Origin of the sequence: Pseudoalteromonas sp. McH1-42 (assembly GCF_022347845.1) — a bacterium.
In the GTDB taxonomy this organism is placed as follows: Bacteria; Pseudomonadota; Gammaproteobacteria; order Enterobacterales; family Alteromonadaceae; genus Pseudoalteromonas; species Pseudoalteromonas rubra_D.
On record NZ_JAKRFU010000012.1, the window covers coordinates 87164 to 107658 of the forward strand.

General features: G+C 44.7%; 15 protein-coding genes. 11 read left to right on the forward strand and 4 right to left on the reverse strand.

Annotated elements, in window-relative coordinates:
• Positions 1-324: 324 nt before the first annotated feature.
• The 7 genes from MHN31_RS12035 (at position 325) to MHN31_RS12065 (ending at position 4586) form a co-directional block, all read left to right on the forward strand.
• Positions 325-714, forward strand: a complete 390-nt coding sequence (locus tag MHN31_RS12035) for a VanZ family protein (protein ID WP_239444354.1) — start codon at positions 325-327, stop codon at positions 712-714.
• A 139-nt stretch (positions 715-853) separates the two neighbouring features.
• Positions 854-1411 (forward strand): hypothetical protein, encoded by a 558-nt coding sequence (locus tag MHN31_RS12040; RefSeq protein WP_239444355.1) that lies wholly within the window; start codon positions 854-856, stop codon positions 1409-1411.
• A 345-nt stretch (positions 1412-1756) separates the two neighbouring features.
• Positions 1757-2089: a hypothetical protein gene (locus tag MHN31_RS12045; RefSeq protein WP_239444356.1), complete on the forward strand. Its 333-nt coding sequence runs from the start codon at positions 1757-1759 to the stop codon at positions 2087-2089.
• Positions 2090-2882: 793 nt separating this feature from the next.
• Positions 2883-3506, forward strand: a complete 624-nt coding sequence (locus tag MHN31_RS12050; protein WP_239444357.1) for a LysE family translocator — start codon at positions 2883-2885, stop codon at positions 3504-3506.
• A 51-nt stretch (positions 3507-3557) separates the two neighbouring features.
• Entirely contained in the window at positions 3558-4061 is a 504-nt protein-coding gene (locus MHN31_RS12055) for a hypothetical protein (protein WP_239444358.1), read from the forward strand.
• A gap of 14 nt (positions 4062-4075) precedes the next feature.
• A complete protein-coding gene (locus MHN31_RS12060; protein ID WP_239444359.1) occupies positions 4076-4261 on the forward strand; it encodes a hypothetical protein in 186 nt (61 codons plus the stop codon).
• Positions 4262-4349: 88 nt separating this feature from the next.
• Entirely contained in the window at positions 4350-4586 is a 237-nt protein-coding gene (locus MHN31_RS12065) for a hypothetical protein (RefSeq protein WP_239444360.1), read from the forward strand.
• Positions 4587-4660: 74 nt separating this feature from the next.
• Here MHN31_RS12065 and MHN31_RS12070 read toward each other — a convergent pair whose 3' ends face one another.
• Both MHN31_RS12070 and MHN31_RS12075 read right to left on the reverse strand, forming a co-directional pair.
• Positions 4661-5317 carry a VC0807 family protein gene (locus MHN31_RS12070; protein WP_125561917.1) on the reverse strand — a complete coding sequence of 219 codons (657 nt, stop codon included), beginning with the start codon at positions 5315-5317 and terminating at the stop codon, positions 4661-4663.
• Positions 5318-5504: 187 nt separating this feature from the next.
• Positions 5505-7043 (reverse strand): choice-of-anchor A family protein, encoded by a 1539-nt coding sequence (locus tag MHN31_RS12075; RefSeq protein WP_239444361.1) that lies wholly within the window; start codon positions 7041-7043, stop codon positions 5505-5507.
• Positions 7044-7404: 361 nt separating this feature from the next.
• Between MHN31_RS12075 and MHN31_RS12080 the strand changes: the two genes are divergently transcribed.
• From MHN31_RS12080 to MHN31_RS12090, 3 genes are all read left to right on the forward strand, one after another.
• Entirely contained in the window at positions 7405-8460 is a 1056-nt protein-coding gene (locus MHN31_RS12080) for an acyltransferase (RefSeq protein WP_239444362.1), read from the forward strand.
• Positions 8461-8746: 286 nt separating this feature from the next.
• A complete protein-coding gene (locus MHN31_RS12085) occupies positions 8747-15550 on the forward strand; it encodes an REJ domain-containing protein (protein WP_239444363.1) in 6804 nt (2267 codons plus the stop codon).
• Between the two features lie 506 nt (positions 15551-16056).
• Positions 16057-17484, forward strand: a complete 1428-nt coding sequence (locus MHN31_RS12090) for an MATE family efflux transporter (RefSeq protein WP_239444364.1) — start codon at positions 16057-16059, stop codon at positions 17482-17484.
• 46 nt (positions 17485-17530) lie between these two features.
• On the opposite strand, the gene MHN31_RS12095 is transcribed toward MHN31_RS12090, so the two are convergent.
• Together MHN31_RS12095 and MHN31_RS12100 are read right to left on the reverse strand one after the other, a co-directional pair.
• Complete coding sequence (locus MHN31_RS12095) at positions 17531-18463, reverse strand: endonuclease/exonuclease/phosphatase family protein (RefSeq protein WP_239444365.1); 933 nt, start codon at positions 18461-18463, stop codon at positions 17531-17533.
• Between the two features lie 318 nt (positions 18464-18781).
• Entirely contained in the window at positions 18782-19822 is a 1041-nt protein-coding gene (locus MHN31_RS12100; RefSeq protein ID WP_054015710.1) for a zinc-dependent alcohol dehydrogenase family protein, read from the reverse strand.
• A 145-nt stretch (positions 19823-19967) separates the two neighbouring features.
• On the opposite strand from MHN31_RS12100, the gene MHN31_RS12105 reads away from it, so the two are divergent.
• Positions 19968-20432, forward strand: coding sequence for an Lrp/AsnC family transcriptional regulator (locus MHN31_RS12105; RefSeq protein WP_054015711.1), 465 nt, complete (start codon positions 19968-19970; stop codon positions 20430-20432).
• Positions 20433-20495 lie beyond the last annotated feature (63 nt).

Consider the following 20495-nt stretch of genomic DNA (forward strand, 5'->3'; position numbering starts at 1 on the left):
AGAGACATCATTTTTTATAAATGAATTCATGTTTTATCTCTTCCCTCAAATTTCATTCGTTGTTGCAGTATTGAGTTGTGGTTTATTGATTTATATAGGTGCTCAGTTTTCTCGAGACATCAATCAAAAGTTCTTTCTAATCTTGAGTCTAATGGGGGCCACACTGTCCTATATGCTAATTCCGAAGATAATTGGGTAAATTTTTCCTTCAAAACATGACGAGTTTAGACGGGAAATAAAACGCGGGATGGAGGCCAGACCATTATGCGAATACGATGTAGCTTCAATGATCCCACTACAGTTAGATGAACTGAGACGTAATTTATGCATAAGCTAGTATCTTTTGTTGCAATGAGCTTTTTTGTGTTCATTGTTTGGGTGATCTATCTGGCGAATACTGGGCAAGATAGCATCTTCTTTGATTTGGTAAGGTCAATTCCTAATGGAGATAAACTTGGCCATGTTAGTCTGTGTGGTATTTTGACAGTCCTATTTATTGTTTGCTGTAAATTTAGAAGTTTCGCATTCGGAAATGCGCATGTTTATTATGGTGTAGCGATAGTCTTGACTTTGGTATGTCTGGAAGAGTTAAGTCAGGCATTTATATCCACACGTACTTTTGACTTGTTTGATATGGTCGCAAACATAGTAGGTATTTCATCTGGCGCATTCATTTGTCATCTGGGCAAAACGAGATTTACACAAACAGGTTAACCTGGTTGAAATCATATTCGTGATATTGAACTCAGCGTTGATAAGAAGAAGGCGATAGCACTTTTTAGGCGATAAAGTGTTTTATCTCAATATTGACATGTCCATTTGAAACGGCAGTAGGGAATTTATGCTTCGGTTAATGATAGTTGCAATCGTATCGACATTTTTGCTTATCCCAGTTGCAGGTTTTTCGAGCAACATCATAGGCAATGAGGTTTTACTTGTTGTTATCAGCTGCTTTATTGGTTATGTGATTGTTCCTATAATATTGCTCAGGTTATGGCCTGCCAAACCGGCTACTCTCACATTAGGCACGCTGCAACAGGCTATTGAAAAAGGGCATATTACAACAATAGAGTACGCCATTTCTGAAGTGGTTGAAATTGAAGAGTATGAAGATGAAGGGCTTCATTATCTACTGTCAATTTCTTCAGAAAAAACTTTGAGCTTGCGTGGTCATTATCTTTATCCGTACAGTGAATTGCCAAATTTCCCGGCGACTATAATGCGTTTATTTGTACATACAGAAAACAACCTTTGCTACGGTATCGAATGTGTTGGTAGTAATTTAGGGTCAGTTCGGAAAGTAACGCCAGCCTCAAATGCTGCCGTGGATGCAGAGGTTGTTCCATCTGATATGGAAGTCATTGAAAAACCCATTTCGGATGTTGTCAGTGAAATACAAAAATATGCCTGATAAGCGGCCAAAGCCGATACTTTTCTATTATGGGTTTCAGTGCTTTTTGACTCGCATCAGTAGTCGTTACGAAGCAAATATAAGTATTAATTTGATGACTATGCCATTGAAGCGTGAATAACCTGAACTGTATATCTCTGTCGTTTTGAATGAATAAAACGTCACATTGATTAATATCATGCACTTAACATGTAAATAGCGGAGACATTTCAAGAATACGTATTGAAATATTCATTATTTCCTTATTCACAATTGAGGGGGAATGCGAGCTTTGATAAAATTGATGGATGGGCGTAATTGAGCGCTTTTATTTATGTACTGTTAAAACAGGTTATGGATGAAGTAATGAAAAAAATGATGAAAAAAGTGGTGATGTTAGCTGGCTTGTTTGTATCAAGTTCTTTGTTCGCTGGCAGCGACGATTTTAAGGTTCAAGGTGTTGGCATTAGCACCGCATCCGGGACAATATTTGTAGATGTCACTAAGTACCACTCTCAGTCATCTTGTAGTGATAAAAATTCGTTTAGATTTAAAACGAACCATCCTTTATATCAAGATATTTATGCGACTCTATTAACTGCAAAAGCAACGGACAGTACCGTTACCATAGCATTCACTGATGATGCCAGTTTGTGCGTATATAACTCTCCACAGATACTTTCAGTGTATCTTAAGTAATGCTTTAGCATTGCAAAAAACGGGGTATGTACAATGCTAGTGTGTGCCCCAGCCAAAACTCGTTAAAGATTTCCTGCTGCCGTACAGAGAACTTTCTGTAAATTGAGTTATTCTAGCGTGTAAATACAACTATATAAATGCCTACTCCTTTTTGATGAGACGAATTCTTTTCGCTACTCATAAAATGCCCGCTTAACTTTCAGAGACACAGTGTGGTCAATACCTCTCTAAGGTCAATATATTTAAATGGTATCTCTTTTCTAAATGATCAACCATTTACCTTGAATGTAGACGAATCCAATTTTGTCTCACGTGTGCTGTCCATAGGCTGTAAATTATACCAATTTGCTTAATTAAGTGATCTATTTTGAGGCGAGAAAATAGGGTCGATAACAACGCAAAAATTTTGCTATTTAGTTGTTCTAAATGAAAAATTTTCAACGCTGTTAGCGTCCTATTTGCTTCTTCAAATAGACCAGGTATTAAGTGAAATTGGTATTATGCTTTGTTGTCTCATTGAGCAGTTGGTATCATCAGAAACAGTATAACGGGGAAGGCGCGGTTGCCTATTAAACCGCTAAAGGTGTGAGGATAAAAGTCACGTCATGGCATGCCAACACCTATGTAGGTCAACGACGTTTACCGGTGCTTGAGTTGTTACCAGCGAGCTATAATGAGGCATGCCCCTTGCTCCGAAAGAAAAGTAAGTGCTTTAAAGGCAAGGCTTCCGATGAGGTTATGTCTGTATTTATTTTTGCGAATGACATAAGCAATGATTTGTAGGGAAAACACCATGCAATTTGAAAGCTGGATAACCTTTTGCTCAATTGCGTTACTGGCAACTGCCACACCCGGGCCTGCGGCTTTGTTGGTGTCCATACACAGTATAAGTTTTGGTTTTAGAAAGTCTCTGCTGACCGTACTGGGTAATATCACAGGGCTTTTCATTATGTCCGGGTTATCTGTCCTTGGACTGAGTACGGTGATCCTGCATTCAGCGCTTGCCTTTACCATTATTAAGTTCCTGGGTGCATTATATTTGATCTATTTGGGTGTGAAATTGTGGCGACATGGGCTGAGCAAATTAGATGTTAATGAAGTCAGCTGTGCTAAAAGTAACGCACTCAATTTATACGGTCAGGGTGTCCTGGTCGCGTTAACTAATCCCAAAGCTATCGTTTTTACAACAGCGCTCTTTCCGCAGTTTATTGTTGTCTCAGAGCCATTATTTGCTCAGTTCTCTGTGTTGGTTTTGAGTTTTATGTCTTTGTCGGTGTTGTGTTTGTCTAGTTACGCTTTTGTAGCTCAACGCGCAAAATCTAAAGCACGCAACCTGGTGTCGGGCACATGGCTGGGTAAACTATTTGGTTCCACGTTTATTGGCGCGGGGTGTTTTCTTGCTACAACTTCCAGGTAAGCAAGCAGCGATTAACCGGCCAATTTTCTATATTAAGCTTTGGATATACAGATGAGTAAACATTTTATTCCGGAGTCATTTGAACCGCCAATGAATCTGGATACTGAGTACTTTCATTTCAGGGTACTGGACGTCAGTGTTGCCGAACCTGATTACGAAGCGGTAATGTCGAGTCAGCAAAATTTGCAGGGGATCTTCGGCCCGGATTTTGACTGGCCTAAAGCAGATATGACTCTTGATGAGAGCAGAGCAAGCCTGAAAGTGCATCAGCGCGAATTTGCCGCCCGGGAGGCATTTGCCTACTCTGTTTTTGATTGTTCGCAAAAGCGCTGTCTGGGGTCAGTATATATCGATCCAAGCCGTTCACCTGAATACGACTGTGAAGTGTATTTATGGGTGCGATCAGACAGTCAGGCATTGGATCCCGTGTTGTATAAAACGGTTCAGAGCTGGCTCGGCGACCATTGGCCATTTAACAAGATTGCGTTTGTAGGAAGAGCGATTTCCTGGCAAGCCTGGGGGTTGGAAATCCACAAAGAGCTTAGCGAAACTTAGCAAGGTTAAAGTCCATGAAATGGTTTGTATTGAGCCTGTTTTTGTTCTCATTTGGGCTATTTGCTTGTAACCCTAATGCAACGACGCTTTCCAACGAACGCTGGGAGGAAAGGCAGCTGGAAGAGGCTTTTGCATTGCAGATAGCACAAGAGGCCGACTTTATCGGGATTGGTCGCGCAGTAAAAGTACGTTCTGTTTGATGAAGAAGCCTTGGGTTACCAGCAAAGGGTCTTTTTTACTGTGTTTCGTGTGCTCAAGGGGACTGCAAGCGCTGAGGTTTCCGCGCTGATGTTAAAAACGGATACGCTTTCAGATGCAGAACGCATTGATGATATCTACGTTTGTGGCAAAGCTCAGAAGCCAAGTGTAGACGACGCGTATGCTGTTGAGACTTATAAGTACTTGTTTTATATCAAGGATGGAATTTTGTTACGGACGAATACCTATCCGGAAGCGCCATTGCCAATGAGCCCGGCAGAGGAGGTGGCGTTTTTGCGGCTTAAACAGCAAATTGACAGCCATTAATCACATCAACTCAAAGTGGTTAAAAAAGGGATGCCAGATCAGCATCCCAATTCATTCACCAGCTAATGCGAGGATTATTCCTGGTCGTGAAACATCTCTTCAAGCTTAAGCCCTGAAAGCTTTTTCAAAGAGTTTAGTAAGTAATAAAGCGCGATAAAGAAGACAATCATGGTTGGTACCATAATCACCGGGTAGCTTAGCGCGGTCATTCTGCCCAGTTCACTATTGTAGGCCTCTGTGCCTGCCGGACTGACGACAATCATTTTTGCCAGAATGTAGTTTAGCGCGGACGATAAGAAAAATGCACTGGCGAGGATTTTTGAGGCAACCTGTTGTACTTTGATTAACTTATCGCTGTTGCCTTTTTCTGCCAATGCTTTTTCGATTCCTTCAATGTCCATGACGGTGTCATTGAACATCAGCGTTTTTAGCAAGGGGTATTTAGTATACTGGCTGACAATAATGCCAATCCCGATAAGCCCGGGGATCAAGGCTTCTTTGATGGCGATATATTTTGCATCCAGCTCCAGCAGACTGATCCCGCCAGTGAGCAACACAGAGACAATACCCAAACCAGAGATAAAACTGAACTTTCCTGTGTTTTTACGTTCCCACAGACCAAATCCCAGCGGAAAGGCCAGCGCGACTACAACACCGAGTGCCGGACCCAGGTATTGCTCTCCTGAAAACTTAGTCAGGATAACCACCGGAATAATAATGTTAAAAATCATTTGGCTAAAAAAGCCGCTTTGTTTCTTATTGGACGACGACACTTTGTCCCCTGTAGTTCTAAACAACGAATGGCCTGAGTGTACGGCAAACTGGGGTTAAAGGGCAACTTTGGGCCCAAAGGGAATTTGGGGCAAAAAAGAAGCTGCACCGGGCAGCTTCCTTTTTTGATGAGAGAGTAACCAGAGACTAGTTACAGAAATTCTTCACCCAGGTCAGGTCGTTCACGCGATGCGCAACGTGAAAGAGCTTAGTCGCTTGTGCAGTTTGCGGGTCAAGCTCATAGATTGCTGCATCAGCATTACGCTCACGGCCCGACACATATAGCGTCCCTTCAGGTGAAATGGCCAAACCGGATGCCCAGTTAACGCCATGCTTGCCGATCAGGGTTAGCTCTAAATTTGCGTCTGCGGTATATAGCGAAGTGCCAGTGAGCACGTATAGCGTGTTGCCATCAGCTGAGTAGGCAATATCGCCATTTTTGAAGTCTTCGTTTGAGGCTTTCATTTTGCCCAGTACACGCTTTTCACCCGTGGCTACATCGTAGTCGTAAGCGTATGTGCGACTGGTGGCCTTCAGAACATCACCTGAGATATCGTAGGCAAGACGAATGACTTTGTAGCCATCGGTCACTGATTCCAAGGTTTGCGTTTTTGCAGACAGGTCATAGCTGTAAATGTGTGAGCTACGGGTCTTAGCGCTTTGCTGGTCAATGAAATACAGTTTACCGTTATGTGCAGCGATATTTGACGCTGTGTTGTTCAGGTTGATCACTTTATCCGACAGGCCTGAACTTAGGTCAATCTGGTGTACGTAGCCCTGCTCGGCATCGCCATAATAGTTAATGGCATACAAACCACCGTTACATACAGCGCTGTCATTAGCCAGCTGACCTGTGAAGATTCCGCCGCGTAACTCCATCGAGCCATTAAAGCTGTTTGCAATGATTGGCATAGTTGCGGTGCCGTGCGGTGCTGTGATATCGGCTTTGGGTGCTAGAATCACGCCTTCAGTTTGCAAACCTGCCAGATTCAGCGCAGTGGCATCGGGGAAATTAAAAATGGTGCGTTGTCTGTGGTTGCTCAGAGTTACATAGCTCTTGTTATTGAGCGGCGCAAAATTATTTCCGGCACCTGAAATATTGAACACAATCGTGGCGTTGTCTGGAATACCCGAGACATCAAATGTATGACTTGACTGAACGTCCTGACCTGTTAGGTTAAATACCTGCAGTTCACTGGTGTTATCGCCAGTTAGATATAGACCGCCCCATTGCTTGAGTGCTTCACCCGTTTGTGACAATTCAGCCAGACTGGCAGACAGGGCTAACATATCCGACTGAGCATCAGCAAAGTCGACGGGCAGGGTCGTGGCGTTGGCAATTACCTCTGCACCGGCTTCGAGGCCTAAACGCACGGTTTCGCTAACCTTATCTGTTTGGCCACCAGCAATGATATGACCGACATACTGTCTGCCATTGATGTACTGAATATCGCCACCGGCAACCAGATAATGCGCATTCAATGCACTGTTATGGCCATACCCGATAGAATAGCCATTAAGGCTGACATCATCGCCTGCGAACACGGCACCCATTGCATTTCCCGATGTTGAATAAAAGTCATCAAATACCAGTGCGGCATAGCCTTTATCCAGGTCATGCTCAGATGACGCGCTAACCGAAAATGCACAAGCAACCAGTGCGCCTGCGAACAGCTTTTTCTTCATTAAGTTCTCCACGAGTTAGGTCTGCACTTAGGTTTTTGCGCAGCTGCCTTGTCAAAAATTCGCCTATTCTAGTTCTTTTATACTAATTTGTCTCTATTTTTCTTTCGTTTTGTGTTCGATATGTGCCAATTATAGGGCCTGATGGGGCCTTTTGATTGTAACTGGCATGTTTGCTCGAGTGTGATAAACAGCAGCTAAAATCGTTGACATCGTTCTGGAATAAACCAGCATAAGACGATAAATATTTGATGCGCTTTGGTTAATAAACGCATCCTGTTGTTTATTTCGCTAAATTTAATACAATTTCCTTGCCAGGCTGGGCTGTTGCACGTCATAAAAATAATAATAAAAAGGATCCAGTATGGAGATCAGAAAACTCAATGCCCTGAGAGGCATTGCGGCAATAATCGTGTTTGTAACACATTTCAGCGACATAACACACTGGCTGGATGGGGCGCTGGGAGGCGGAGCTGGTGCCTATGGGGTGATGTTATTTTTTCTGCTGAGCGGTTTTTTGATGTCGCACTTATATCTGGGGACAGGCTTTACCCCTAGAGGTGTAAAACATTACTTTGTAGCGCGTTTTGCGCGTGTTGTGCCACTGTATCTGCTGGTGGTCTTTGCATCATTCACTCTGACTCAGCGAGGCAGTGATCTCCTCTATCATATCCCTGATCACCAAGCGCTGTTGGCGCATGTGTTGTTTTTACATGGCGACAGCGTACTCTGGTCTATCCCGCCTGAAGTGCAGTTTTACGTTTTATTTGTGTTGTTATGGTTATTCGCTGCGACAAGGCGTGGCTATATCTACCTGCTGATAGTCGGAAGCTTACTGCTGTTATTTTTTACTAATTTCCCTCGTATTTACGGCGAAATACAGGGTGTACCTTACAATCAGTTCACTGTGTTGCGTAGTCTGCCTTATTTTTTTATCGGTGTGATCTTCGGGTTACATTATAAAACCTTGACTATTCCTTCGTATCTGAGAAAGCATGGATTTATTTTGGCTTTATGCCTGATTCCGTTGATGTACCCCGAGTTGTCACCGGTGACATCGGATGCAAAAAACCGCATGTGGCTGAGTTACGAGGTACTGTTGGTAATGAGTGTCGTATTTTTTTGTGTGGTTTTTCTGGTGCCAGACAATAATATCCTGCTGGCTAACAAGGTTGGTGATTTCTTCGGCAAAATCTCTTATTCACTGTATTTATTACACATGCCAGTGATCACTTTCATACATCAGTTTGACTGGGTTGTTGAGATTAAACTTGTCGCTTCGTTTGCATTGAGCACTGCGGTTGCGTTTGTGTCTTTTGCTTGTATAGAAAGGCCAATTGCCGGGTTTATCAGGCGCTCAGCTGATGTGGGTAATTTGAAGCAAACTGAAAGAGCGAGACCTAAAGCTAGACCTTTTTAACCGGGTATGCTTTGGAACATTGCGGAATATTGCTACATAAAGTCATCGCGGGTTGAGTACAAACCAGCAGGCGTGCGCTGAGCTGTTAGCCGAACTTAGTCATTTGTAATTTTTACACACCTCATTGTATCTAATATAGAAATAGTTGCTGTTGTGGAATCTGGTGAGCTTTCTCAACAAAATATTGCTTAAAACTACATCATTTTTAATTGACCTGCACGGCAATTCAATTAAAATCGCGCTTTTTTTGTACGAACATCTGTTGCTGAAAGTGAGGCATTGCATAGTGATAAACAACATTGTTGGTGTAGTGAACAGGTCCCTGGTGATCACGCTGCTTGGTTTGGGGCTAAGTGCTTGTGGAGGAGGTGGTGGTGATACATCGAATGGAACCCAGACAAACACTCAGACAGGCAGTGGCGGGTCTACTGTATCTCCGGATAACAGAGTACCGACAGTGTCAATCACCGGAGCGCAAAGCGCCAACGAAAATGAGACGTTGACCCTGACAGCCGTTGCTGATGATCCCGATGGCCATATTAATAGCTACGCATGGTCATATCAGGCCGATTCTGAATTACAGCTAGTCGGTGAAGACAGCCCGACGCTTGAGATTATAAGTAAAGGTGTCGATGAAGATACCGAAGTCAAAGTATCTTTGACCGTTACGGACAACATGGGCGCGCAGGCAACAGCCACTTATCCGGTGACTATCAAGAATGTGTTAGAACCATTCTCGATTGAGGTAACCGGAGAAAGTGTATATACAGAACAAACCGATTTTATACTTACCGTTGTACCTTCTGTAGACGCCAGCCAAATCTCGCAGATCACCTGGACGCACGATGCCGCGATTGAGTTGCTGCTAAGTGGAGCGGGTACGCCTGAGCTCACCGTTAGCGCCCCGGATCTGACGGATAATCTGGGTGTGAATTTCACGGTCAATGTCGAGCATATTGATGGTCGAGTACAATCTGAATCGCATTGGGTACAGATCCAGGCATCACCTAATGCTTTGCCGGCGGTCTCTGTGTCTGCTGATGATGAAGTGACAGAGGGAGTCACTTTCACTTTGCTAGCTGATGCCTCTGATAGTGATGGTCAGATAGCGAGCTACTCGTGGTCATATAACTCTGAGCTGAAACTGGAGGTGTCAGATGTGACAGAGCGAATCTTGCAAGTGACAGCGCCCGATATAACCTCAGACATGACGGCTCACTTTAGTGTCACAGTTGAAGACAATCAGGGGGCAACGGCGACGGCTTCGCATGCTGTCGTGGTTCGGGCACTGCCTAATGTTGCGCCAACGGCAATCATTCAGGGTGAGTCAACTTTGCTTGAAGGGCAACAGCTCATACTCACAGCACAGGCCAGTGATAGTGATGGTGAAATTGAGCAGTATAGCTGGCGTCATACATCATCTGTTGACCTGGTATTAGACACTTCAGTTGAGGGGCAGCTTAGCCTTTCAACACCCGATATTATGCTGGACAGTACTGCCACTGTGTATCTTGAAGTCACCGATAATCAAGGTGCGGTTACTAAAGTTGCGCATAACATTGAGATAAAAGCGCTGCCAAATGCTGTACCGCAAGTGAACATAAGCGGTCCTATACAGATCAGCGAACGCACAGCTTTCTCTCTGGTGGGGGATGCGAAAGACTCGGATGGCGAAATCGTGGCTTATCAGTGGCATCATGATTCAAACCTGGCTCTGATATTGGACGGTAGCGAGCGTGCCAGCCTGTCAGTGACCAGCCCGGATATCGTGCAAGCGCAAGAGGTTACATTTACCTTGACTGTAACGGATAATCAGCAAGCGCAATCCAGTTATACTCATCTGGTAACCATTGAACCAAATAAGGTAGCACTTACCATACAGGGTAAGGTAACAGATGCGCCGATCCCATTTGCCGATGTCGTCCTGGAAGTAGCGCAGAGGAGCTTTACTGCGCAGGCAGATGAGCAGGGCGATTACCAGCTGGCCTTCAGTGTAGATGAGAGTGAAGTAAATGCACTGGGTACTTTGCGTGCCACTGACACCACAACTCAGGGGCGTGTAGAGCTGGTATCGCAGCTGGGCGCCGTGTCAGATCTTCAGGAGGCAGCCGGAGAAGACAACACACTCAACAGTGATGAGCTATTCGATGTGAATGTCACTAACGTGACCACAGCTGAGTACGCCATACTGCGGCGTATGCATTCAGCCGGTTTCAATGATGCGAACGAGCTGAAAGAAGCGCGTAAACACATTGCTACAGGCGAGAAACTGTCAATTGCATCCTTATTAAAAGCGGTAATTGATCATGGGGTTGCGTTACCAGAAGGAGCAACTTCGACACTGGCGCTTGCACAAGATGCCGAGTTGCTCGCTCAGCTGACGGACTCTCTGGACACCGAGCAGCCCGGGTTACTGGCACAAATTGAAGAGGAAATTAAACAGGATGATACCTTAGTTGATGTTTCCAGTTTTTCGCCTTCAGGCACTTATTACTTACTTGAAACCTCAGTGGTTGACGGTTTTGGTGCCAGCATAGAGTTTAATGAAGACCAGACAGGTTCTCTGGCTGGCAGATCTCTGTCTAACTTCACATGGGAAATACAGGGGCAGCAAATCCTAATCAACCTGGAGAATGAGCTTGATGTGAGCACCAGTCAATTTAGCACCCGCGCGGGATTTAAGACTACCCAGCTTACCTTGACTATTTTCGACAGTGCGGAGCACGCTCAGGCTGTCACCATTGATTTTGTGCCAACCCAGGAACTGCCCCAGGCTCCAGAAGGCACCGTTTCTGTCAATGCTCAGTTGTTTGATAGCAACAAGATCACTCAGCTAGCAGACGATGCGTTTATTGGTCAATGGTCGCTGCTTTTCAATGATGAGCTTAGTGAGCAAAGGCGTATTCGTTTTGATATGAATGCCGGTAATCAAAGTGAGATGTTCGCCGATGAACCAATGCTCTCAGATGGAGGGGGCTTTAAACTTATTGGTACTTGGTATTACACCCAGCCCTGGGAAGAAGTCAGGATCAATGCTCCCTTTTATAACTTCGGGTTTGTGCCAGTCAGAGAGACTGAATTCGGTTATCAGGGCTTGATGTTGCAGGGGTTCGATGAACACAGACGGGTAGTTCAGGCAAGTCTAATTAAGCATCAGGAGATTAGCTTTAACGATATCAATTACCAGAAAATGTGGCGCCAGACAGGTAGCAAGGGTGCTCAAAGCAAATTTAAGGTAGATGGCAATGACAACTACCATTATCGCTGGCACAGAGGTATTGAAGGGATTAAAGTGAATGGGTCTTTGCATCAGTATCACTATGAGTTTGCAGGTCAGGCCGTGGCGCACTGTGACACCAGTCAAGCAGAATGTGAGATTAGCAAAGTATTCCGTCACAAACTGCTTGCGGTTCAAGGTGATCACATTGCCGTGGAGTTTGCCGCAGATGAATATAATAGAGATGATTTCGGCATATCTTATGATATCTCAAGAAGTATACATTTCTATCGCCTGTCAGACAGAGACTGGAAACTGGGCCAGTTTGATAAGTCGCTTTACAAGAATGAGCGCTTTGGACGAGCACTGGATCATGGTCTGGGTCTTTATCATGTAACTGATAATGGCGTGTCGCATATTGAGCGAGACTTTCATTGTCCCACTAGCCCGTCACCAGTTCACTTATGTTCCGACACTTTGATTATAGATGGCGTTGAGTACAAGGCTCGGCTGGATGGTACGCGCATAGAACTGGAACACCTAGTCACTGAAGCCCGTTCGTATCTGTTGATCCAGGACGAATCTGAATCTGAAGTAGTCTTGTGTCATGTTGCTGAGGGGGAGTCTTGTAATGCCAATAATACATTCCGCTTTAGCTACATCAAGCCGGCATTAAACATTAGCTTTGCTATTGAAGGCCTGGGTGAGTTATCGCCAAGTACCTCAGAGTACTATTATGGTGAAGCGTTTTTGGTCGCTGTGAACGCACAGGAAGGTTCACGCCTGGCAAATATTGAAGGGTGTAATGGTTATCTTACTGAACGTCAGGGACAAGCCTATTATCGGGTAAATAACCCGGTTGCAGATTGTGAAATCAGCGCCAGCTTTATTGAGGATTTTGTACCGACAGAGTCAACCTTGTTGATAGATACAAGCGCGGAGGTTATCCCAACGGGTTGGTACTATGAAATGACGGGTGATAACCGTGGGGTATTTTACGGTACAGACGCCATGGCTCATTTCTCAGTAACACAGAGTGATGACGTTTCTATCTTTATCTTTGATGATGAGACGAAAATCCCCATACAGCTTAATCACAGTGAGTTAAAGTGGGTGAATGGTTTCACACTCTTCCAGCAGGGCCAGGAAGTGAATATTAGTTGGAGTGCGTCGAACTCTCGTGATGATCCGACTTATAAAACAACTCCACGCACTGTAAACCCTAGTCGCTATCTGGCGTCACTTGACATAGACAGAGATAATTTGATCGGTGAATGGGCAATCACCTCTATTGAGCATGGAAAAACAATTCGACTGACTCTAAATGATGACCATACCGGAGCGGTGTCAAGGTTTGAGCCTGGAATGGAGGTGCTGTCACAGCTTACCTGGGAGCTGACCGCGCAGAATGAGATCCGCTTGTATGGCGAACAATCTGGTTTATCAGCCACATTGAAGCTATTTGAACAAAGGGAAGGCGGTTATGCATTTGCTGTCGAGCAGGTTGAATATGAAGACATGTCAGATAGTACTGAGCATACCTGGTTGAGCCGCGGAGCCGGTTTGCTAATCCCGCTTACAGGCATAACTTTGGATGATTTGGCTGGTAGCTGGCGGTTCAAGCTCGATGACTCGCACCATGGCTTTGAATTATTCAAAGGCGGTGAACTTCGCTCGGGCCGTTTCAACGGCGCCGCTACAGCCAGTTTTGAAAACCATCAACTGACAGTAAGCGCTTTTTACAATGATATTTTAAGAAGACATGATGCGTTATGTAGCGCCGACAGAGATGAGTGCCAGCAGAAAACAGTTGGCTCGTATACAGTTTTAACTATGCTTTCAGGTAGCTTGTATGTTTATGAGCATAATGAATCAGGCGCAGTGGGTACGCTGGTAAAGGTTGATATTGATCCCCGCGGGAAACTCAATGGCATTGAGCGGCACCTAAGGCAACAGGGTAGTCGTTTTTACCAGCAAACAGCGTCTTCACTTCGAAAGTGGTCATTTTATGAATGGGGGCAAGATTCAGGTACGCACAGCGGTTCTTTACAGATCAGCGAGAACAATAGCACTATCGGCTACCAGGTCTATTTTGACAATAAAATAATCAGACTCAGCGAGTCTGACGGCAGTTACATCTCCTACGAAATGATAGACAGTGATGTTGACTCCATTACTTTGTGTCGTCAAATTGATGGGCAATGTGACTCGCAAGAATATATTGTACTGGATTACCAGCCAGCTGTTGTTGAAGTCACTATTTCTGCACCAGAAGGGGTTGAGGTAACAAGTAATCAGACTTCACCTTATTTCAATTATGGTGAACGCCTTGAAGTCATTGTTTACGACGGTTGGAGTAGTGGCTTGTATGTATCTTCTTTTGAAGGGTGTGGCATTGAGCGACCTGTAAATCTCTTTACAGGTCATGTGACTTTTAGGTCGGATGCAGTTATAGAGTCCTGTACTTTTTCGGTTACCGTGGAGCCAGTGCCTGATTCCCATGCAGACAGGTTAGGTATAACAGATGAGTACCTGCGCGAATGTATTGATTACTTCAGCTCTAGGAGTACTTGGGATTCTTCGAATAATAATTACATGGAGTATGAGTCGAGTTTTTATTGTTTCGCTCAGGACAAGCATGCAACTGATTTAGCGGGGTTAGATAAATTTCCGTATCTGGAGAGTTTGGTTTTAGAAGATGCAATTTTGAGTTCAAATGCGCTGCGGTCAATTGAAAAAGTGACAAACTTAAAAGAGCTGACCATCAAACAGAGTGAAAAGGACGATGGGGTGTTTGAGTTAGATCTTAGCAACCTCCATTCAATTCAATCAATTAAGCTAGAAGAGGGAACATTTGGCTCGGTCAAATTGCAAAATGCAGGGACAGTAAGAGAACTATTCTCAACGGCTGATATCAGTGAACTTGATGTAACACAGGCAACTGAGCTTAACTCTCTTACTGTATGGGGCGCTAGCCTGACTAGCCTGGATATCAGTCAAAATACGCAGTTAACAGAATTGAATATTTCTCGCTCTCAGATACAAGAGGTGAGAGGGGTGAGCGAAGCACACGCGTTGGAAACCCTGCTGGCTGACAACTCGCAGTTGAACTACCTGGATTTAAGTCCATTTATACACCTTAAAGAGTTGAATATCCGTGGGACACAGGTAGCAGCACTGGATCTCACTTTTGCAACCAGCCTAACTAAACTGGAAGCGTCCGATTCTGCTTTGGCATCTCTGACGCTCAATGGCGAGTCAAATATTACTGATTTAACAATTAAAAATGTGCCACTGACGCAGCTAAATACTCAGTTCATGAAAAACTTACGTTCACTGGATGCGACTCAGTCTATGCTCTCGAGTATCGATTTATCGCTCAACTCAGAGTTGTATACTATCAAGCTTGCTGACGCCCAATTGACGAACGTTATTATTCCACAAGAAGGGGGCAATATTTCAGATCTATATTTGTCGAACAACCCTCTCACGGAGTTCACCGTTAATACGGGCGTTATAAACAGGTTGTATCTAGATGGCACAGCATTAACTTCGCTTGATTTGACGGCACTAAAATACATTGACACATTAGATATATCTAATAGTCATATTACGCAAACTGTGCTCTCTTCCGTCTTAAGAAGGCTAGAAGCAGACAAGGTCCCAATGACAGAAATCACGATTCCTGACAATTCAAAGCTAACTCATTTGAGTTTTAAAGATAATACACTTAATGCGATTCATGGGCTTGATGCTCTCAATAGCAGGGATCGTTGGCTGGATCTTTATCTATACCTATACGGCACACAGGTTGATGAAACCTTACTACAACGCCTTAAATCTATGGATTCTGTAAAAGTAATAGGCCAATAAAAATCTACTCGAGCGAAACTGGACTGTGTTACCAGTTTCGCTCAGTTCCATCTGTTCGCAAATACCAAATTCACCCAATACCTGTTCTATTTGAAGGAGCGAATCGGACGCTAACGGCGTTAAAAATTTCTTATTTAGAACCTTCACCTGAGGTATCAGTTCGCAAATTTTCGCGACGCCTATATGGACGTAAGTGCCTAAGCGATAGCAGGCCGCGGGAGCGGTGTTATCGACGCTATTTTCTCGCTTCAAAATAGAACACTTGATTAAGCAAATTGGTATCATTGTGTCCGACTTGTTGCCAGCCAAATAAGGCGGTTGGTATATTTAAAAGTTATTCACCCCCCAATCTTGTCCATTAATCGAATTCGCCCTTACTTTTTGTGAACTCTCTCGCCAGATTCGGGTCAGGTTTATTGGTGGCCAGTTACGGTCAGGTTAAATGCTGGCGACGAATTAAATCATATATAAAACACCGTGTTATTCAGGGAGCAAGTTACTACATTATGGGATCAGATAAGTCACCGGCATTGAGCCTGGGCGAGCCGCTTCAGGTGTGTGATAAGCAAAGAAAACGAGCTGTGCGCAAGCGCTGGATATTAACAGGCTCTACCAGCGCAGTACTAAAGCAATTGACTCTGCCTATGCTGTGGGCAATTCTGGCATTGTTTAGCGCCGACTTAATGGAGCTCTATTTTGCTTCTCGTTTGGGTGTAGAAGAACTCACAGCGATGAGTTATACCTTACCTGTTCAGGCCACTTTGTTTGCTTTTGCAATTGGTCTGGGGATTGTTGTGGCGACCCGGTTAACGCAAGCAAAAGAGGTTGAGCAGCTGGCTGCGGTAAGTTTGATATTCACTGTATTGACTGGTGCAAGTTTGGCGATTGCTATATGGCTTGGTTTAAAACCGATATTGACCATGCTGGGGTTTGCTGAGTTTTCTGCTCGTGAGCAAGTCTGGCCGACACTCGAACGCTATATGCAATATCGACTGGGCGCAGTCGTTTTCTTTTTTGTTGTAATGGTAGTGTTTGGCGTACTTAGAGCATTTGGCAATATGCGCGGCGCTGCACAGTTATTGGTGATGTTTGCAGGTTTACAAATCCTTATTAGCGCTGCACTGTTTATGCCCTGGGCGCAATCTGCGTTATCGCTGAGTGGCCTGGAACGACTAGGGGTTGCCCATTTTGCAGCTGCAACGAGTGCCAGTTTTTATGCGCTGTATTTATTGCGTATTAAAGAAAATATCAGGCTCAAAGTACACCTTTTATCACAGCGTAGCCGACAAGCGTTTCGCCGTTTATTCCGGCTGTTTGTGCCCGTCGTGGCTATGCAGTTGCTTACGCCGCTGGCTCAGTCGTTATTAATGATGATCGTTGCTTCGCAGGGGAGTGATGCCGTGGCCGCATTTGGCGTCGTCATGCGTATAGAGCCGCTTGCATTATTGCTGCCTATGGTACTGACAACGTCACTCCCCATTTTTGTTGGTCAAAATTGGGCAGCGAATAAATCTCTACGGGTACGCAGAGGTATTAAGCAGGCACTGGCTGCCTGTTTGGTTTGGCAGAGTCTCATTGCGTTGGTGCTTTTTTGGGGCGCCGACATGTTGGGAGTTGGTTTCTGTAAACAGTCTTTTGTGAGCCACTCTATTGAACTGGCGATGTGTATTTTACCAATATCTTATGCCGCGCTGGCAGGGGTGATGTTGTATGTGAGTTGTTGTAATGCCATAGGTCGCAGTGGGTTAGCGCTGAATGTCACGCTGGTGCGCTTGTTTGTGTTGTCGCTGCCGGGGGCGTTTATTGGCGCTCAGCTCAACGGCTTTCAGGGTATTGTCTGGGCACTGGCATTGGCAAACTTTTTGGTTGGAGCGTGGTTGTTGTATGGGACCATGCATTCACGCAGTATGCAGCCAAGAGTAGCCACAGGCTGATAAGATATGCAGGGCCTGATAAGTCAGGCCCTGTAACCGAGCGGTGTTACTTCAGGTCGATACTTAAAGCGCAATGATCTGCAAGCATATTGTCTGGGGTCATGTCAGCAAAGTAGTGAAACTGAGCACTGTCTGCCTGATAGTTTTCTTTCATGGACTTAGCCACAAGAATATGATCAATCGGTGCCGGATAGTAGGGGTGGCAACCGGTTAGCATTTGATTTGCGTTGAACACGGGTGCTTTATCCATATTATTCGGATGGGCATTTGCAGCACCCTGAGGGTAATACAGATCTCTGCTCAAACGGTTGTAAGGCGCAGTTAACCTATGGTTAAAGTCACCCAGCACGATGAAGTTGGCTTGCGCTTTGGCTTTTTTCTCGACCCAGTTATCTAAAATAGGCGCTTGTTGCGAAAGTATCTTACAAGCTTCTTTGTCGGAGCGTTTGTAGTCATCTACAAAGCAGCCACTTTTCAGGTGCACGTTCAATAGGTGAAGTGCTTCGCCCTGATAATTGAGCTGGATCTCAAGGCCATTTCTGAGGCCCGGTTTAACAGCTGATAAAGTACTATGCTGGACGACTTTATCGATGGTCAGGGACTTTTTCACCACGAAGGCCACTTTTTGTTGCGTTGAGTCGTTACCACTTTTACGGCAGGCATAGGTTTTACTGTCGGCTCTGTCCGACATGACGATATGCCAGTACTTATCCGAAAAAACCTGACTTACGGCAGCAGCAGAAGCGACTTCCTGTAGCGCAATCACATCTGCGTTAAGCGACTGAGCATACTGTTTAAGGGCCTGAATGTCTTTTGCACTTCGAGGCTTACAGCCCGTGTTGTCTGATGCAGAAAGGTGTTCAATATTCCAGGTTGCAACGCGCAGCGTTTGCTTTGATGTTGTCTGTTCCTGATGAGAATGTGACAGTGCGGGTGCTGCACATAGCAGTGCACACAACGCCGCTGCATTTTTTAGCATAGAGGGAGTCATAAAGCGTCTAAATTCATAAAATTGCAATAGTGTTATAGTGTATCAAGATTATTGCTATTTGATGATACAAGTTAGAATATTTGCGTTAAATTCATCAAAAAATCAGACGTTCTGTTACTGGGTTTTCGAACATGCCGCTCGTCCACTGTGGGCCAATAAAAAGTCGCTCAGCACCCGTACGCGCTTGGCTTTGTTAAACTCAGCTTAATGACGAATACAAATATGATTGTGGGAGTTGGCATTAACACTACCCTAACAACCATATTTATGCGCATCTTGCAGGAGCTGAGTGAAATACACTCGTATTTAAAACTCAGTGATTACGGTGACACCAGGTAGCCTTATTTCATCCATGGTCGTCAGGATATTAATTGAACTGGCCAGATCAACCTTACGGCCAATCAGCTGTTCGGGCTGTAATTTTCCTGACAAGATCATTTGCAACATTGCCTCATAGCGGTATGCCTGCATACCATGACTGCCTATGATTTCAAGCTCTTGGGCGATCACTTTGTCCATTGGCAGGTTTGGTTTCGCATGGTCAGCCATTAATAATCCTACCTGAATATGTTTGCCACGGTTACGCAGACTGTTGATTGAGTTTATGCAGGTGGTTGAATGTCCAAGTGCGTCGAGCGATACATGCGCACCACCTTGTGTTAATTCAATGATAGCTTGCGGTAGGTTTTGTGTTGTTCTTGCGTTCAATGTAATCGCAGCACCTACCTGTTTTGCAAGCGATAGAGCTTGGTCTGAGATATCGACAGCAATGACATTAGCGCCTGCTGCATTGGCTATCATTATTGCTGAAAGCCCAACCCCTCCGCAACCATGTACAACGACCCACTGTCCGGCTTGAACCTTACCTTGATCTACAACCGCTCTGAACGAAGTAACAAATCGGCAGCCTAAACTGGCTGCTGTTGCAAAGTCTATCTGTTGAGGCAGGTGGACTAGATTCGTATCTGCGTGGTCTACCGTGACATATTCTGCAAAAGAGCCCCAGTGAGTAAATCCGGGCTGGGTTTGATTTGGGCAGACCTGATGGTCACCTGCGTTACAATCGACACAGGTTCCACAGGCATTGATAAAAGGAACTGTGACGCGCTCACCTACCTTGAAATGTCTTACCTCTTTGCCCACTGCTTCAATGACACCTGAAAATTCATGCCCGGGCACATGGGGTAATTCAATACCTGGATCATGTCCCATCCACCCGTGCCAGTCACTCCGGCAAATTCCAGTCGCTTTTACTTTAACTACAACACCGTGTGAGGCTGGCTCAGGGTCTGGCACTTGAGTGAGTATCGGTAAAGCTGAAAAACTCTCGTAAACAATGGCTTTCATTTGTGACTCCTGTAAGGACAAGCTGATTGAGTATTTAAAAAACTATACGTCAGCGATGTGAAATTACCTTGCTTTTGAAAGTGGAAAAGACATCAGTTGTGAAATACTCTTCTATTAAGATTAGTTGAATTAGAGAGTTCTTTCTATGTACACCTTAGATAAGATAGATAAGCGAATTTTGGCGCGTTTGCAGCAAGATGGTCGACTGACCAACGCCAAGCTGGCGGATGAGCTGTCGCTGAGTGAAACGCCATGTTGGCGTCGGGTAAAAAAGCTGGAAGAAGCGGGCGTGATCGAAGGATATCAGGCTCGTCTGAATCGACAGAGCCTGGGCTTTGGCGTTGTCGCATTCGTTCAGCTAACCTATATTGCACACGATGAGGAAACAACCTATGCCTTTGAGCAAGTTATCCGACATTGTGACTATGTACTGTCATGCCACAATACAACAGGGGAGGCGGACTTTTTGCTACACGTTGTTGCACGCGACCTTGATGATTACAGTAAGTTTGTTGATTCTGTGCTCAGAAAACTCAAAGGGGTTTCATCGATTCGATCGAGCATTTCACTCAAAGAAGTTAAGGGGTCTTCACAGTTACCGGTAGTTTGATGTCGTCCTAGATCGCTTAAGTACGCACTTTATTGAAAAGTAAACTAGCTAGTGTAAAAATAC

Excerpts from the sequence above, each read along its gene's own strand:
- MHN31_RS12035 (WP_239444354.1), top strand. The coding sequence starts at position 325 with ATGCATAAGCTAGTATCTTTTGTTGCAATGAGCTTTTTTGTGTTCATT.
- MHN31_RS12040 (WP_239444355.1), top strand. The coding sequence starts at position 854 with ATGATAGTTGCAATCGTATCGACATTTTTGCTTATCCCAGTTGCAGGT.
- MHN31_RS12045 (WP_239444356.1), top strand. The coding sequence starts at position 1,757 with ATGAAAAAAATGATGAAAAAAGTGGTGATGTTAGCTGGCTTGTTTGTA.
- MHN31_RS12050 (WP_239444357.1), top strand. The coding sequence starts at position 2,883 with ATGCAATTTGAAAGCTGGATAACCTTTTGCTCAATTGCGTTACTGGCA.
- MHN31_RS12055 (WP_239444358.1), top strand. The coding sequence starts at position 3,558 with ATGAGTAAACATTTTATTCCGGAGTCATTTGAACCGCCAATGAATCTG.
- MHN31_RS12060 (WP_239444359.1), top strand. The coding sequence starts at position 4,076 with ATGAAATGGTTTGTATTGAGCCTGTTTTTGTTCTCATTTGGGCTATTT.
- MHN31_RS12065 (WP_239444360.1), top strand. The coding sequence starts at position 4,350 with ATGTTAAAAACGGATACGCTTTCAGATGCAGAACGCATTGATGATATC.
- MHN31_RS12070 (WP_125561917.1), bottom strand. The coding sequence starts at position 5,317 with ATGATTTTTAACATTATTATTCCGGTGGTTATCCTGACTAAGTTTTCA.
- MHN31_RS12075 (WP_239444361.1), bottom strand. The coding sequence starts at position 7,043 with ATGAAGAAAAAGCTGTTCGCAGGCGCACTGGTTGCTTGTGCATTTTCG.
- MHN31_RS12080 (WP_239444362.1), top strand. The coding sequence starts at position 7,405 with ATGGAGATCAGAAAACTCAATGCCCTGAGAGGCATTGCGGCAATAATC.
- MHN31_RS12090 (WP_239444364.1), top strand. The coding sequence starts at position 16,057 with ATGGGATCAGATAAGTCACCGGCATTGAGCCTGGGCGAGCCGCTTCAG.
- MHN31_RS12095 (WP_239444365.1), bottom strand. The coding sequence starts at position 18,463 with ATGCTAAAAAATGCAGCGGCGTTGTGTGCACTGCTATGTGCAGCACCC.
- MHN31_RS12100 (WP_054015710.1), bottom strand. The coding sequence starts at position 19,822 with ATGAAAGCCATTGTTTACGAGAGTTTTTCAGCTTTACCGATACTCACT.
- MHN31_RS12105 (WP_054015711.1), top strand. The coding sequence starts at position 19,968 with ATGTACACCTTAGATAAGATAGATAAGCGAATTTTGGCGCGTTTGCAG.